A 15780-nucleotide genomic window follows, 5' to 3' on the forward strand; every position below is an offset into this window, starting at 1 on the left:
AGCCCCGAGTGAGGCACGAAACTCGGGGATTAAGACAAAAAATACGATTTCGCTTTTTGGCCGAGAAAATTAAAATTATGAATTAAGGTTTCCGCCAAAAACAAGGACGTTCAAAATCCTTTGAGACCATAGCGAAACCATGGAGTCCTTTGCCGAAAAAGAAGGATATTTTTTAAATCAATTTCTTTCGCCCTTTCAGGGCTTTGATGAAACCATTCCTCATGATAACGATGGGCTTCACCCATCGCTAAGATTTTTCGCACTTTCAGTGCTGATATTTCCAAACCGTATCAAACCAACGGCGTACAACGGCGTCGACCGACCACGAAGTGGTCAAATATTGGTAGCCCCGAGTAATCCCGATAGCGGGAGCAACTCGGGTTAAAAACGAAAACCGTGATTCCGGTTTTTGGCCGAAGAAATGCAAATAGGGAATTGAGGTTTCCGCCAAAAACAAGGACGTTCAAAATCCTTTGAGACCATAGCGGAACCTACTATTCTTTTGCAGTAAAAAATATACCTCACTCAGATGCAAAGAAAAAAAAGTAAGTAGGAGGACTACAGGCCGGTAGACTTTGGCAAAGAAACTTTTTCCCGTGAAGCCGCAAAAATCGCAAAGGGATTTTAATTCAAAATGATAGGTTAACATCAGTTTGTTTACTTATAATTATTTCTTTGCGCCTTAGCGTCTTCGCGGGGAACAAATCAAACATTCTCAATTAGCGTCTCAGCATCTTCGCTTGAGATCTTCCTTTTTTCTGTTGGCCTCTTGGTTTTTTCCTTTTCCAAAACTACTTTTAGTTTCTGTGGTTTATCCTGAACCAACACAACCAAATCAAATTTCCCATGAAAGCAGCAAAGCCCCTTATCTTGATTTTTGCATGTATAACGGTTTATTTTTTCTTCATTTCTTTTGGCCTTGCCCAGACAATGCAGGGAGTGTATTCCGGCAATATAGCGGGGGAACTTTCAGTCATCACTTTGGAACAAAAAGGGGAGATGATCTATGGTGAGCTTTACGATAAACAAATGAACAAAAGTGAATTTTTTGGGGCAAAAGAAAAGTCAGGTTTTAGGGGAGTGATGGAAATATCGGGAGAGGAGATGGAAGTGTCAGCAAAAATCGAAAAATCAACCCTTTTATTGACAGTCAAAAGTAGTGGAGAGGTCTTTACGATGGACTTGGTTTCCAAAAATTTGGCCTATGATTTTTCAAAGCTTTTTCCGGAGCAGTTTGATGACATTAAAAACAAGCTGACCAGAGTTTGGATTCTGAAGGAACAATATAAAATCGACGAAAAAGGAGATATAGTAAAGGGTGTGATGACAGGGAAGAATTATATGTTTGCCTATATGCCTGATGGGAAATACGTCCCGGATATCAGGGGATTTAGGGATGCCCAACAAAAGATTCCGGCAGAATACAGAATGAGCGGTTCCGAAATGTTTGAGGCCGCCAATATGCTGTCATGGCGGATTATAAACGATAAGGTTAACTTTTATCCTACCAAGCCGATTCCAGGTTTTTCGGGCAATGATGGGTTTTCAAGTTATTTTGAGTTTAAGGGCAATGAATTGATTTTGAAAAGTGATATGCCAAATGGATGGACAGAACATTATGTGAAGAAAGATTGAGGAGCCTGATTTATTTTTTTGCTTTCATTTTCAATATTTGTTGAGGATACTGATTTGTTGGAAGAACCGGTTTTATTTCCCACAAAGGCTCAAAAACCGCAAAGGGATTTTGATTCAATTCCCAAAAGTCAGTGAAGACACTGACTAAAGCGGAGGAACTGGATTTTTTCCCCACAAAGCCGCAAAAACCGCAAAGGGTTTACATTCAAAAAGACAGGCTAGTATCAGTTTATTCCTTAAAATCATTCTTTTGCGCCTTAGCGTCTTGGCGGGAAACACATCCACCATCCAATTTCCTCTTTAGCGTCTTTTTGAGATTTCTTTTCTTTTTGCCTCAGCCACGTTGAGTAAGTTCCTTTTATTTCCTTTGTTCTTACCGTCTTTGTGGGATTATATTCGCTTAGAATCTTCGCGCCTTATCGTCTTTGCGAGAAACTGTACATTAGAAACCAACATATCTTATAAAAAGCACAGGAATGAGGAACTTATGCCTTATTTTTGCGCTAGAAAAATCAAACCCATTATAATGAGAGCATATTGGTGGAAAATCCTGACTGTAGCCTTGTTGGCCTTTACCCTCACAGCCGGACTTCTCCTTGACGTACCGAGGTTACCCATCCTGAATGAGACGATTAGGGCCCTGCATTTCCATGTCACGATGTGGTTTGGGATGATATTGATGCTGATGGTTGCGGTGGTTTACAGCGTCAAATTTCTCCGAAGCAACGACCTCAAGCATGATGACATGGCGCTTGAGTTTACCAATGCGGCGATCTTGTTTGGCGTATTGGGAATTGTCACAGGCATGCTTTGGGCCAAATTCACTTGGGGGGATTATTGGAGCGGTGATCCAAAACAGAATGCTTCCGCCATCGGGCTTTTGATGTATTTTGCCTACCTTATTTTGAGAAATTCACTCACTGATGTCCATCAAAGGGCCCGAATCGGTGCCGTTTATAACATTTTTGCATTCGCGGCCTTTATACCCTTGATATTTGTCTTACCAAGACTGACAGACAGTCTCCACCCCGGCAACGGCGGCAATCCCGGATTCAATGCCTATGACTTGGACAGCAAACTCAGGATGGTGTTTTATCCCGCGATCATTGCCTGGACACTATTGGGAACTTGGATCAGTACCATAAGGGTCAGGCTGAGAAGAATTGAAAGAAAGTTTGAAGATAAATTGCTCAATCAGGTATCATGAAAAAATGGCTCATAATAATGTTCATGGCATTCAGTCTGAGTGCTTTCGGACAGGAGAAAATTGAAATCAATGAAAACGATTATCAAAACTCCACCGTTGAAATGGCGGATGTGATGCGGTCCGAGGGAAAAATCTACGTTTTGGTAGGTATCATCGGGATCGTTTTTGCGGGATTATTGGTTTATGTGATCAGTACGGATAGGAAAGTCAGCCGATTGGAAAAGGCATTGAAAGAAGAATAAACGATTGCAAAACTCCTGCAGTAAAAAAGAGTTAATAAGCTGAAATCAAGATAGTAAATCGATAGAAAATGAAAAAGGGACATATAATTGGTTTGGGAATCATTGCTGTCGCGATCATCATCATCATGTCAATGATAGGGGATGCAAGTACTTACGAAAGTTTTTCCAATGCCAAAGCCATGAAAACCAAAGGCGATGACAAGGCCATCCACGTGGTGGGTCAACTGAAGAAGGCCCAAACAGGTGATGTTGTCGGGATCGAAGTCAATGAGGATAAGACCTCCTTCTATTTCCTGATGGTGGATAATGAAGGCACAGAACAAAAGGTCTTTTACAATGAACCGGTGCCACCGGATTTTTCAAGAGCTGAACAAGTGGTGGTCATCGGTGCTTACAAGGACCAAGAACTCTTTGTAGCAGACAAAATCCTGATGAAGTGCCCTTCCAAATATCAGGAAACCGAGCTCAAGACAGCCGGAATGTAAATTAGTTTTCCCTCTGATTCCATTTAACATGATCAATACCTTTATAGGTAATTTAGGCCACTTTGCATTGATTCTAGCTTTTGTCAGTGCCTTGGTTACTGCCTACTCTTATTATCAATACACAATTGCACAGGAATTGGACAAAGCCAATTGGAGGCGGTTCAGTAGAGTTACATTTTATGTCCATTCTTTGGCAAGTGTGACGGTGGCATTTGCACTTTTTGAGATTATTTACAACCACCGGTTTGAATACTTCTACTCTTATTCCCATTCATCCAAAGCGCTCCCGGTCCATTATATGATCTCCAGTTTTTGGGAAGGTCAAGAAGGGGCATTTATCCTTTGGATTGTTTGGAATGTGGTTTTGGGGTTGGTCCTGATCCATACCAACAAATTCTGGGAAGGTCCTGTGATGATCGTCTTTGCTTTGGTTCAGGCATTCCTTGTATCCATGATTTTGGGTGTGGTGATCGGAGATTTGAAGATCGGTAGTTCGCCGTTTATTCTTTTGAGAGATGCTATCTCCGCGCCGATTTTCCAGATCAATCCTGACTTTAAGCCGGAAGATGGAACCGGTCTGAATCCTTTGCTTCAAAATATCTGGATGGTGATCCATCCTCCGACTTTGTTTCTTGGTTATGCTTCCACGCTAGTTCCCTTTGCATTTTTGATGGGTGGACTGGCTACCAAAAGATACTCTGAGTGGGTTCGTCCTGCTTTGCCTTGGGCACAATTCTCCGCCATGATCCTCGGAATGGGGATCATCATGGGGGCTTATTGGGCATATGTTACCTTGAATTTTGGAGGCTATTGGAATTGGGATCCTGTCGAAAATGCCGTTTATGTCCCATGGCTGATCATGGTCGCGGCAATTCATACGATGATCACTTTCAAGAAAAGCAGTACTGCTTTGAAGTCTTCCATCGTCTTGGTCATTGCTTCCTTTATTTTGGTACTGTATGCAACATTCTTGGTGAGAAGTGGGGTATTGGGTGATTCTTCTGTTCACTCTTTTACTGACTTGGGTTTGTCAGGTCAGTTGTTGATTTACATGTTGTTTTTCCTTTTTGTCGCCATTTTCTTGGCAGCTAAAAATTGGAAACATATTCCTACTTCAGAAAAAGAGGCATCTGTCTATTCTCGTGAATTCTGGATTTTTATTGGGGCAACTACTTTGGCATTGATGGCTTTCCAGGTAATCCTTCCTACTTCCATTCCTGTTTGGAATGCTTTGGTAGAAAGTTTCGGAGGCATCTCCAACATGGCACCTCCTGCGGATCAGATTGGATTTTATACCAAATTCCAGCTTTGGTTTGCAGTGGCAGTGGCATTGCTGACAGCGGTAGGGCAGTTTTTCTGGTGGAACAAAATGGACCCTAAAGCCCTGAGAGAAGCACTTGTAATGCCCTACATCATATCGGTCGTCATATCAGCGCTGATTATTGTCTTTGGGAAGGTTTATGATATTCCTTACATCATCGTGGTTTTGGCCTCAGTATTCACCATTGTTGCCAATTCTTCTATTTTGATTAAACTCATAAAAAAGTCCAGCTTCAAATTGGCAGGGGGGTCGTTGGCACATATTGGGCTTGGGATGATGCTGATCGGGATTATGTTTTCTTCAGGATATTCCGAAATCATTTCTTACAACCTTTCGGGCTTGACTTACAGCAATTCGTGGGAAGAAGAAATGAACAAGGAACACGTCCTGCTTTGGATCAACAAACCCACTCAAATCAAAGATTATACAGCCGTCTATCGTGGCAGACAGAAAAAAGTGGTTGGTGTACCCGGATTTGTGAACGTCAAGCAACTCAAATCCACCGGAGAAATCAATGAAGCCACAGCCTTGGAAGATATTGTAGCAAGAGGAAGAACTTACTTTGCCAAAGGTGATAAAGTCAATATTGTCTTAGAGGAAAATGATTATTTCCAGATTGATTACTTTAAAGATTCTGTTTTCCAGTTTTCTCTGAATCCTATGTCGCAATTCAATTCTTCTATGGGATTGATCTCCTCGCCGGATTCCAAAAGATTCGTCAACAGGGATTTGTATACCTATGTTTCCGCCATCAATGACTATGAAGATCCGGAATGGAGGGAAGATGAATTCTATGAAGTGGCCCCGGGGGAGACATTCTATATTTCTGACTTTGTGACCACCTTTGAAGGAGGGGAAGTTCTCAGTCAGGTTGAGGGCTTGGATTTGAGGGAAGGTGATGTCGCGGTAAAAGCCAAGTTGGTAGTTATGGATTATGATGTGGAGAAAAGATTGGAGCCTATTTTTATCATCCGTGACAATCAGGTCGGAAAGATTGCCGCCATAGACAATGAACTCGGTGTCAAAGTGGAATTGGAAAATATCAAACCGGAGACCAATACATTTTCTTTCAAAGTCAACAGGTATCAAAAAGACTATGTGGTATTGAAGGCGATACTGATGCCGCAGATCAATATCCTATGGGTCGGGACCATCCTGGTGCTGATAGGTTTTTGTGTTGCCATCTACAGAAGGTATGATGAATTCAAAAAAATGAGGGACAAAGGTCTGGAAGCCTAAATCCCCGACTAAGTTCAAGACCCAAAAGCCCTAAAGATATCTCCTTTAGGGCTTTTGGTTTTTTTAGAATCACGGCAAAAGATATATATTTCATCTATGAAATTTAAGATTGCAATATTGGGAACCGGCAACGTTGCCTGGCATTTGGCCCCGGCCTTGGAAGAGGCAGGGCATACTGTGACAGAAATTTACGGGAGAGATATCATGGAAGCGGAAAAACTGACTGGCAGGTTGTATACTGCAGAGGCCAAGAGTGACCTTGATTTTTCCGATTCAGAGGCAGAAGTCTTTATTTTAGCGGTCAGTGATCAAGTCATCTCTGAACTCGCAGATGAAATTATTTTGCCGGAAGAAAGTATCCTTGTCCATACTTCAGGTTCCGTTCCCTTGGATATTTTGGGTTACAGTTCAGCTTCGTATACAGGTATTTTTTACCCATTGCAGACTTTCAGCAAAGACAGGAAAGTTGACTTTGGAGATGTCCCCTTTCTCTTAGAATCTGAGGATCAAGCTGCGCTTCAAAAACTAAAGAAACTTGCAAAATCACTTTCCCCCCATCAATACCTGATCAAATCCAGGGACAGGATGGCATTGCACGTGGCTGCAGTTTTTGCAAGCAATTTTTCCAATCATATGCTGAGGCTTTCTGAAGAAATTATGGCAAGGCAAGGTTTGGATTTTGAAATGCTCAAGCCACTTATCATAGAAACCATAAGTAAAAGTCTCGAATTGGGAGCCAAACGTGCACAGACAGGTCCTGCAAGGCGGGTAGACTTAAATACATTGGATACCCACTTCCAATTTTTGAATTATAATGAACAGATCGCTGAAATTTATAAGCTCATTTCTCAGGATATTATTGATTCCTACTGAAAAATACCCCCTTTAGGGTATTTTTCAGAGGTTGCAGATCCCGTATATTTGATATGGGTGATTAAGCAACTTTTTGAGCTTTATTGTTTCGTATAATGATTCAGAATTTGAATTTTTGACTATATCAAGTGGCTGTCCGGAAAATGACAGCCACTCTTTTTTAATGATGCCAGCTTCCAAATTTCCCTTGCTGGTAATCCCTGTAAGCTTCCATTATTTCCTGCTGCGTATTCATAACAAATGGACCTTGGGCCACCATCGGTTCGTTGAAAGGTTTTGCATGGCCAAGAATCAGGACTGTATCATTATAAGCTTCTACAGATAAATTTCCGCCATCGTTGGTAAATTCCACTAGGTTTCTAAAAGGGATTTTCTCCCCCAAAATCTTGACCTCTCCTCGGACTATATAGAAAAATACATTTTCTCCAACAGGAATTGTTTTATTGAATTTTCCTCCTTTTTCCATAGTGATGGTGCTCAGGAACATCGGACTCAATGTTTCAAAAGATCCATTGTGCCCATCCCATTCGCCGGCAATCATCTGTACAGAAACTTTTCCTCCTGACAGTTCGAAATGATTGATTTCCTCCTTTTGCAGACCGATGTACCTTGGTTCAGTCATTTTCAATCTTGCGGGAAGGTTGATCCAAAGTTGCAGGATTTCCAGATCACCACCCTCCTTTTTGAATGAGGAAGAAGAGACCTCCGAATGAATGAGACCTCTACCTGCTGTCATCCATTGAATCCCACCCGATTCGATCACAGATTCATGACCACTTGAATCCTGATGCATAATATCACCGGCAAGGATAAAAGTAACCGTTTCCATCCCTCTGTGGGGATGTGGCCCAAAAGGAAGTCCTCGGTTATTTTTTGGGTAAGTCTGGAAACCATGGTGGTTCAAAAAAATAAAAGGATCAATCTGCCTAAGCTTCGGAGAGGGAAGCGGGTTGTAAGTAATGAGATCTGCAATAGGTTGGTAGCTTGCAGGATGTATTTCTTTGATGGTCATAGATTCTATTGTATGTATAAACATTCAATATGATTTCCTTCATAAATGTTCCCCTTAGGGCAAAAAAAAACCTGAATTTCTTCAGGTTCCTTATTTTAAAATGTAGGCTTCCTTTTCCGAGTCCATATAAAAACTGGGTTCCAAGTTCAATTTCAGTTGCTATGGACTGTGGTCGATTATCTGAAACTCTGAGCGCCTTCTTAATTATGCAGCAGGGTAGCAGATAATCATATTTTTATTTCAACCAAGCTAAAGATATTTCATCGGGTGCTTTCATCCTGTCGGCAAGCCTCATATACCTGTCGGAAAGATTTGCCAGGTAATCTTGAGCCTTGGAAGCCACATCATTGAGTCCTGTAAGGTTTTGGATGTCCCAAAGTTTGACCAGGTGTTCGATGATTCTGGCATAATCCCAACCTGTGTAAACACCGATTTTTTGGGTGATTGCAGAGAATTGATCAAAAAGAGTAGGGTTGCTACTGCCTTTTCCCATCAAAACTGCAGGCATGACAATTTGCTTGCGCATCATCTTTTCAAAAGCCAGAATCGCTCCGTTGGGATCAATTTCGAAAATTTCACTCATGAAGCTTTTGTATGCTTTTTCATGCCTTGCCTCATCTCCTGCAATGGTTTTGCAGATTCTTGAAAGCACATCATCTCCGGCTTTATCAGCCAATTTCCCTGTATTCACATGGGAGATTTTTGTAGCCCTCTCCTGAAATGAAGTGTAAATCATTGCCTGATAAGGATCCTTTTCTGATTTTGGATCAAAACCGTTGTAAATCAACCTGTGAATGGTCTGTTCTACTTTTTTCATATCTGCGCGACCGGATAGGTAGAGGTATTTGTTGAGCAGGTCACCATGACGGTTTTCTTCTGCAGTCCATGCTTTAGACCATTTTACCCATCCTGAATTGCTCAGAAGGCTTCCTTCTACATTGATTCCTTCCAATAAATTGAAATAGGTCTGATAGCTTGGGAGCGCCTCTTCGGTGATCATATTTCCGATGAGGGAAGTGATGATGGTATCAGGGATTCCGGCTGCTCTTTCCTGAAGTTTTTTGACCTCGTCAAAAGCATCAGGTTGACCCATGTCGGGTAAAAAATCAGAAGGTTGCCAGCATTCATCCGGGTCTACCAATATTGTTTCTACGGCATTGTTGACGAAGCCATCCAGCTGGGAAATGACCTCCATGTTTTTTTCTAGTTCGTAATTGATATTTTCTGAATTATTCATGACTTTTTATTTTTTGCCTTTAAAAACCTTTGTCAAGTAAAGAATAAGTGTCAATAAAGGCAGCAATCGTACTATTTGTATAAGTTCTAAGTAAAGGTAATCACATTTAGTGTCATTAGGTACTAAGAAACCCAATTTCTGAAACGGGTTTCTCTGTTTTACAATTGATTATTTTGTCAGTATCCAGGTTTTTTGGTTGAAATTAGAAGGTGCGGTCTCCTTGAGTCTTTTCCCGATTTTGTCCAGGTACATGGTATTGTATCTTAGCCTGGTGATGTAATTGGGCTGGGTGGGGTCGCCGTTCCAGCAATGCTCGGCTCTATCGCCGTATTTAACCTCACCGCCATAATAAGGTTCAGAAGTTTTTTCAAGGAACTCCTCGGTAAGATAAACGGCATTATTCAGGTAGTAATTGTCCATGTCCCCACAGTAGATGTGGATTTTCCCTTCTAAATCTTTCCCCAACTTAGACCAATCTCTTTCCATGATATAGCGCAGGTCAAAGTTTTCTTTCCAATGATTTGCCACTTCTTTGTCTATTTCTCCGGAATACCTGTCCCAAATGGGTTTTGGATAGCCATCCTCCCCGACAGGTGAATAGACCGCCTGCCAGACGTCCCATTGGTCACCGGACCTTGTTTTGGTACCGCCGAGAGCAAGTTCCTTGTGGTTCATGTCTTTGACCATAGCCGAAACATGCCCTAGGTAATTTCTTTTTCCAACCCGGTCGGTAGTCCTGAAAGGTCCGTTGAGGTAATAGGCATTTTGATCTTCGTATATATTCACCGTAGTAAATGCCCGGAAATCTATCGGGTCAGGACAAGCCGCAAAGCAGCCATTGTATTCTTTGGGATACATCACCTGTACAGCCAAAGCTTCCCACCCTCCAGTCGAACCGCCATAGGTGAACCTTGACCAACCTTCTCCGATTCCCCGGAATTGCTCCTCAATATGTGGGATCAATTCGTAGGTAATCGCATCGCCATAGGGTCCGATATTTTCCGAGTTGACGGCATAGCTGTCGTCATAGAATGGGTTGGCATGTTGGATTTCGATGATGATGAATTTTTGAAAATCAGGAGAAATCCATTTCTGGTAAAAATCATAAGCCTCCTGCTGTTCGATTTTTTCATAGCCATAGATATTGAAGCGGGCATTGTAGGTTTCTTCGATGTTTTCGTCAGGTGGCGTGGTCCTGAATCCGCCAAAATCTGAAGGAAAATGGCCATGATAGATCATCAAAGGGTAATATTCATTCGGGTTTTTGTCAAAATCCCTAGGCAATAAAACATGTGCTCCTAAATAAATATCCCTTCCCCAAAAGTCAGAAAGCAACTTACTTTTGAATTTGATGTGCTTGATAAATTCTGTATCCTCAGGTTCTGAGACAGGTGGGATGATTTGATCAATGTTGATCTCAATACCTGATTCCCCATCCCATGAGATTTTCTGGGGAACACTGTAAATATTACCTGGAGTCCTCGCCCATTGCCTGCCTTCCCATTGGTCGACAGGCATCTTGATGACATGCCCATCTGCCCGGTTGAAGGTCTCGTGTTTTACAATAAAAGCCTGCACCCAATAGTCGCCTGCAGGGATTTCCTGCCAGTTTTCGATGGGATATCCAAATGTCCCAAAATCAAAAGATAATGAGTTTCCAGCCTGATAATCCTCAAAATCCATTCCCATCACCTGGGCCGAAGTGATATCATCTGACACCGCAAACCTCGGCTCTTTTTTTTCATCATGGTGAAAAAGCAGTAACAGCCTACCGTCTTTTATGCCCTCTGCTAATTTTGGCTCGATAGTAATCTTGGCGGATGGGGTAGTAGGGGTATTGCACGAAACAATCAGCAATAACATCAGGAAAGACAGCAGCCTCATAGGAATCTTCTTTGGTTTCTTTCAATTTAGCCAAATTTCCATTTATAGGATTCAAGTAGAAAAATCTATTACATAAGCGGATAGAAAATCCTTTTTTTATCAAATTCTGACCGTCTGTCTATAAGAAAGACAGAAGTCGGAAGAACCCCGGTTGCCGGAGGGCAGGGATGTACCGGGCATTTCAGTCAGCATTAAGAATAAAATGAATTGCGTAAATCCGTATAAATTATCCTTAAATTTTTACTTTAATCTTTTATATTGACTTCCCAATGTAGTGTTGTTGCCTTATGAAAACCTTTTCCAAAGTTGGGAGAAGAGCATAAGAATCTTAAAACATCCATTGCGAACTTTGGAAAAGTTTATCCAATCTCCCCAAACTAAAAAATATTGATTGACTTGCTATGAGAAAACCCCTGCTTTTGTTGATTGCCTCGGCTTTCGTTTTTGGCTGTGCCCAAAAAACTGAATTCATAGATTATACCCTGTTGTCGGATGAGGAAAGACTCGCTGCCGCTATAGAAATGGCTCAAAATACCATCATGGTAGATGGGCATGTGGATCTTCCTTATAGGATGAAAGTCGGTGGTTTTACCCTTCAGCGGGAGATCTTGGATGTATCAGTCCGGACAGATGGCGGTAATTTTGATTTTCCGAGATCTAAAGAAGGGGGCTTGGACGCGCCGTTTATGTCGATTTATATTCCTTCAGGCTACCAAGACAGAGGCGGTGCAAAGGTTTTGGCGGATTCATTGATTTTGATGACAGAAAGGTTGGTGAATACATGGCCTGACAAATTTGCGATGGCTTATTCCCCTTCTGATATTGAGAAAAACACCAAAGAGGGTAAAGTTTCATTTCCGATGGGAATGGAAAATGGGGCTGCGCTCGAAGATGACATCAACAATGTTCAATATTTTTATGACCGTGGCATCCGGTATATCACACTCACCCATGGCACGGACAACCTGATCGGGGATTCCTCTTACGATACCACGCGTACGCACAATGGCTTGAGTGACTATGGTGTAGCCGTTGTCAAAGAAATGAATAAAGTAGGGATCATGGTGGACATTTCACACGTGTCGGACAGCACATTTTACGATGTGATGAAAGTAACAGATGTTCCCGTCATCGCTTCCCACTCGTCAGCAAGGAAATTTACTCCTGGATTTGAAAGGAATATGGATGACGATATGATCAAAGCCCTTGGCAAAAACGGTGGTGTGATCATGATCAATTTCGGAGGAAGCTTTGTCGATGGAGAATATAATGAAAAGTCCGGAGCAGTTCGGGAGCATATTGTCAATTGGCTTGCAGAAAATGGCCTGAGCAGGACCGATTCAGCAGCTGTGGCTTATATCGAAAAATATTCCGCTGAGAATAATCCATTCCCCAATGTGGAAAAAGTAGCTGACCATTTTGACCATGTAGTGGCTTTGGTTGGAATCGACCATGTGGGTTTGGGTTCTGATTTCGACGGGGTAGGGGATAGCCTGCCAACCGGTCTCAAGGATGTATCGATGTACCCCAACCTTATAGCTGAACTTCTCAAGCGTGGATATTCCAAAGAAGACATTGAAAAAATCTGTTACAAGAATATTTTCAGGGTTTGGGATGCGGTGATTGCGGCTTCGGGGAAATAAAATATTAGATCAGATATTCTGTTTCTCGCTGATATTGGTTGATACTAAATTGATATTGGGATATTTTCTTGGACCGGACCATAAACTAGCAGCCCCATCGGGGCAAAATATCAGTAGCCCCGTGCAAGGTGCTAATCTGATTTTATACTTACACCAATCTCGGTGCACCGTCGCACGGGGTTAAAAGAAATATGATTCTTTTTGTATTTCGGTCACGGATTTTCTAAGAGGGAGAATCTTCTACACCGAAATGATAGGGAAAATCACTTTGGAAGTTGGAAAACTTGTCTTCAAAAGAATTCTGTTCTGTAACTGCTGAGGGAGAAAGCCCTGTTACCCTGTCGGTACCGTGAAGGCAAATGTTTAGTTTTTTAGATTTTCTTGTTGGTTGAAATTGTTGAAAATTGGATTGATTTTTAATCTATAACAAGTTTTGAAGTTCAATTGATGCGGCTCCACCACGGCGGACAGGTGTGGACTGTGGACTATCGACTATGGACTACTTTAACTTATCCATCGTCACCACCGGAATATCCTTATTCCCCATTTGCTTCAATGGCTTGATCTCTGACTTTGGATATTCAAATCCATTGTCTGACAATTCCCAAAGCAAAGGCGCCAAATTCTGGACCGCTGCTTTACAGCCTTGTACAATAGCACCCATTTTTCCTGTTTGTTTGGACAATTTGGCTTCATTCTCGATTTCGAATGGTCCGGTAAATCCTTTTTCCTTCAGGATATTGACAAAGGCTCTCCAATCCATGCTATCCCCCAACCCAAATCCCGGTAAAGTCGCCTCGTAATGGTGTCTGTCCCATTCATTTTGACTAGATGGGATTCCTGCTTTTGCCGCCCATTCGGGTTTGACCCGTTGCATGGGGTACATATTTCCCCAAAATGGATCAGGATTATTTCTCGTCGACTTGACATGGATGCGTTTTAGCCTTGACATATCTGTATGTCTGATCACTTCCACAGGATCGGTATGCTGCCAGACATCATGCGAAGGGTCATAGATTTCCCCGTGGTTTTTGCTCGGGATCAGGTCGTACATGATTTTCCTTGCGGCCAAGACTCCGGTCAGGTTGTTGTATGTCGTAGAGTATCCTGAAGAGCGCCAACCTTCCATGGGGCAGTTTTCATATAAGACCGTGACGCCAAGGTCTTCCGCATATCGGATGATCGGAGTGAAAACCTTTTGGTATTCTTCGAGATTTTTCTCGAAACCATTTTCTTGGATGCCCAATTCATGGTTGTATCCCACAAATGTTCCGACTTTCACATCATTCTCATCTCCTCCCATCAGGTAGGCCATCCGGATCAGTTTCAGCAGGTGGTTTTGGTTTTTTACCTTGTGAAAAGGATCGCCGCCAATCAGGTTTTCAAAAGCACCGATGGAAAGCCGAAGTCCGGCGGCATTGAACTTGTCGATCATCTTATTGGCAGCTTCTGGATCGAAGTTTTCATAATCCATATGGGTTGCCACAAAATCATCCCGAATGCCGTCTTTTCTGAAAACACAGACATCCAATCCCTGAACTCCGATTTCGGTCGCTTTGGTGATGGTTTGATCCAAATCCAATTGATCGAATGCAGAGGTCATGATCCAAATCTGATTGCTCATAGTAGTAGTTTTTTTTAAAGATAAATACCCTGTTTTGGTTTTAAAAGCCTAAAGATGGCCGTTTATAAAAAGCAAGGAAGGATTATATGTTGAAATGATTAAATTTGATCAAAATCCATTCATAAAATAATGAAAACACTGAAGAACTTATCTTTTATTTTGGCAGGAGGACTTGCTCTGGGACTTTTCTCTTGCGAGGAAAAAGCAGGGGTAGCCGAAAAAATCGAACCTAGTCCCTATGCTGTGGTAACAGAAAAACTTACCATACAGGTGGATACCCTATTTACCCAATTTGAAAATCCTTGGGGCATGACCTGGCTGCCTGATGGAAGGATGTTGGTGACAGAAAAGAAAGGAGAAATCCTCGTTTTCAAAGACGATAAATTCACAGGTGAAAAATTAACTGGCGTCCCTGCCATCAGTGATGTCAATCAGGCGGGTCTTTTGGATATCGCCGTTCACCCAAAACATGCGGATAATGGTTGGATTTATATGTCCTATGCCAAAAAGCAAGGTAAAGGTGAGGTCTTGGTCATCTCAAGGGCAAAGCTGAACGGTAATGCACTTGAAGGCCTTGAAGAAGTTTTTGTATGCGGACCGGAATGGGAAGGTGGAAGACACTTTGGTTCCAGAATTGTATTTGACAATGATGGCTACCTCTTTTTCTCCAATGGAGATAAAGGTTCCAGACCTGCCAATGCACAGGAACTCGACAATGACCACGGAAAAATCCACAGGATCTATGATGACGGCAGGATTCCTGAGGACAATCCTTTTGTCAATACTCCCGGAGCTTCTCCATCAATCTGGACTTATGGAAACAGAAATCCACAGGGCATGATTTATGACAATGCTAACAACAGACTTTGGGCTGTCGAACATGGACCAAAAGGTGGTGATGAACTGAACCTGATCGAAAAAGGCAAAAACTACGGTTGGCCGGTGATCTCCTATGGGATCAATTATGACGGAACTATCCTTACCGAATTGAAAGAAAAAGAAGGAATGGAGCAGCCTGTTACCTATTGGGTGCCTTCGATTGCTACTTGTGGGATGGCATTGGTGACTTCTGATAAGTATCCTGAGTGGAAAGGCAATATTCTGGTAGCTGGATTGGCAGGAATGCAAATAGCTAGGGTTGAATTGGATGGAACCAAGTATGTTGGCCAGGAAACGCTGTTGAAGGATATCGGCCGTGTAAGACAGGTATCGGAAAGTCCTGATGGCTATTTGTATGCAGTGACTGAAGCCACCGGTCTTATGGTCAAACTCATTCCTCAGCGATAAGGAAACAATGTCATTGTTTATAAAACTGAAAAATCCCTGTCAGATACTAGATTCTGACAGGGATTTTTTTTTGAAGGAATTTCGTAATCTG

General features: G+C 42.2%; 13 protein-coding genes. 9 read left to right on the forward strand and 4 right to left on the reverse strand.

What is annotated here, in order from left to right:
- The first annotated feature begins 139 nt into the window (after positions 1-139).
- The 7 genes from MMU07_RS18080 (at position 140) to MMU07_RS18110 (ending at position 7002) form a co-directional block, all read left to right on the forward strand.
- Positions 140-385 (forward strand): hypothetical protein, encoded by a 246-nt coding sequence (locus MMU07_RS18080; RefSeq protein ID WP_241128009.1) that lies wholly within the window; start codon positions 140-142, stop codon positions 383-385.
- 461 nt (positions 386-846) lie between these two features.
- Entirely contained in the window at positions 847-1635 is a 789-nt protein-coding gene (locus MMU07_RS18085) for a hypothetical protein (protein WP_241128010.1), read from the forward strand.
- Positions 1636-2161: 526 nt separating this feature from the next.
- Entirely contained in the window at positions 2162-2842 is a 681-nt protein-coding gene (gene ccsA / locus MMU07_RS18090; protein ID WP_241128011.1) for a cytochrome c biogenesis protein CcsA, read from the forward strand.
- Entirely contained in the window at positions 2839-3084 is a 246-nt protein-coding gene (locus MMU07_RS18095; protein ID WP_241128012.1) for a CcmD family protein, read from the forward strand. Before ccsA (MMU07_RS18090) ends, MMU07_RS18095 begins: the two co-directional genes overlap by 4 nt.
- A gap of 68 nt (positions 3085-3152) precedes the next feature.
- Positions 3153-3569 carry a cytochrome c maturation protein CcmE domain-containing protein gene (locus tag MMU07_RS18100; RefSeq protein WP_241128013.1) on the forward strand — a complete coding sequence of 139 codons (417 nt, stop codon included), beginning with the start codon at positions 3153-3155 and terminating at the stop codon, positions 3567-3569.
- A 28-nt stretch (positions 3570-3597) separates the two neighbouring features.
- Positions 3598-6129, forward strand: coding sequence for a cytochrome c biogenesis protein CcsA (gene ccsA, locus MMU07_RS18105; protein ID WP_241128014.1), 2532 nt, complete (start codon positions 3598-3600; stop codon positions 6127-6129).
- A gap of 96 nt (positions 6130-6225) precedes the next feature.
- Positions 6226-7002: a Rossmann-like and DUF2520 domain-containing protein gene (locus MMU07_RS18110; RefSeq protein WP_241128015.1), complete on the forward strand. Its 777-nt coding sequence runs from the start codon at positions 6226-6228 to the stop codon at positions 7000-7002.
- Positions 7003-7162: 160 nt separating this feature from the next.
- On the opposite strand, the gene MMU07_RS18115 is transcribed toward MMU07_RS18110, so the two are convergent.
- The 3 genes from MMU07_RS18115 to MMU07_RS18125 all read right to left on the reverse strand — a co-directional run bounded on the left by MMU07_RS18115 (position 7163) and on the right by MMU07_RS18125 (position 11135).
- Entirely contained in the window at positions 7163-8038 is an 876-nt protein-coding gene (locus tag MMU07_RS18115; protein WP_241128016.1) for a pirin family protein, read from the reverse strand.
- Positions 8039-8249: 211 nt separating this feature from the next.
- On the reverse strand, positions 8250-9251 hold the full coding sequence (locus MMU07_RS18120) for an acyl-ACP desaturase (protein WP_241128017.1): 1002 nt from the start codon (positions 9249-9251) through the stop codon (positions 8250-8252).
- Positions 9252-9419: 168 nt separating this feature from the next.
- A complete protein-coding gene (locus MMU07_RS18125) occupies positions 9420-11135 on the reverse strand; it encodes a hypothetical protein (RefSeq protein WP_241128018.1) in 1716 nt (571 codons plus the stop codon).
- Between the two features lie 401 nt (positions 11136-11536).
- On the opposite strand from MMU07_RS18125, the gene MMU07_RS18130 reads away from it, so the two are divergent.
- On the forward strand, positions 11537-12778 hold the full coding sequence (locus MMU07_RS18130; RefSeq protein ID WP_241128019.1) for a dipeptidase: 1242 nt from the start codon (positions 11537-11539) through the stop codon (positions 12776-12778).
- Positions 12779-13277: 499 nt separating this feature from the next.
- Here the strand turns inward: MMU07_RS18130 and MMU07_RS18135 are convergent, their stop codons facing one another.
- A complete protein-coding gene (locus MMU07_RS18135; RefSeq protein WP_241128020.1) occupies positions 13278-14402 on the reverse strand; it encodes a sugar phosphate isomerase/epimerase family protein in 1125 nt (374 codons plus the stop codon).
- 129 nt (positions 14403-14531) lie between these two features.
- Between MMU07_RS18135 and MMU07_RS18140 the strand changes: the two genes are divergently transcribed.
- Positions 14532-15689, forward strand: a complete 1158-nt coding sequence (locus MMU07_RS18140) for a PQQ-dependent sugar dehydrogenase (protein ID WP_241128021.1) — start codon at positions 14532-14534, stop codon at positions 15687-15689.
- Positions 15690-15780 lie beyond the last annotated feature (91 nt).

Origin of the sequence: Cognataquiflexum nitidum (genome assembly GCF_022538055.1) — a bacterium.
In the GTDB taxonomy this organism is placed as follows: Bacteria; Bacteroidota; Bacteroidia; order Cytophagales; family Cyclobacteriaceae; genus Cognataquiflexum; species Cognataquiflexum nitidum.

Coding starts and splice junctions, on each gene's coding strand:
- MMU07_RS18080 (WP_241128009.1), top strand. CDS start 140: ATGGAGTCCTTTGCCGAAAAAGAAGGATATTTTTTAAATCAATTTCTT.
- MMU07_RS18085 (WP_241128010.1), top strand. CDS start 847: ATGAAAGCAGCAAAGCCCCTTATCTTGATTTTTGCATGTATAACGGTT.
- ccsA (WP_241128011.1), top strand. CDS start 2,162: ATGAGAGCATATTGGTGGAAAATCCTGACTGTAGCCTTGTTGGCCTTT.
- MMU07_RS18095 (WP_241128012.1), top strand. CDS start 2,839: ATGAAAAAATGGCTCATAATAATGTTCATGGCATTCAGTCTGAGTGCT.
- MMU07_RS18100 (WP_241128013.1), top strand. CDS start 3,153: ATGAAAAAGGGACATATAATTGGTTTGGGAATCATTGCTGTCGCGATC.
- ccsA (WP_241128014.1), top strand. CDS start 3,598: ATGATCAATACCTTTATAGGTAATTTAGGCCACTTTGCATTGATTCTA.
- MMU07_RS18110 (WP_241128015.1), top strand. CDS start 6,226: ATGAAATTTAAGATTGCAATATTGGGAACCGGCAACGTTGCCTGGCAT.
- MMU07_RS18115 (WP_241128016.1), bottom strand. CDS start 8,038: ATGTTTATACATACAATAGAATCTATGACCATCAAAGAAATACATCCT.
- MMU07_RS18120 (WP_241128017.1), bottom strand. CDS start 9,251: ATGAATAATTCAGAAAATATCAATTACGAACTAGAAAAAAACATGGAG.
- MMU07_RS18125 (WP_241128018.1), bottom strand. CDS start 11,135: ATGAGGCTGCTGTCTTTCCTGATGTTATTGCTGATTGTTTCGTGCAAT.
- MMU07_RS18130 (WP_241128019.1), top strand. CDS start 11,537: ATGAGAAAACCCCTGCTTTTGTTGATTGCCTCGGCTTTCGTTTTTGGC.
- MMU07_RS18135 (WP_241128020.1), bottom strand. CDS start 14,402: ATGAGCAATCAGATTTGGATCATGACCTCTGCATTCGATCAATTGGAT.
- MMU07_RS18140 (WP_241128021.1), top strand. CDS start 14,532: ATGAAAACACTGAAGAACTTATCTTTTATTTTGGCAGGAGGACTTGCT.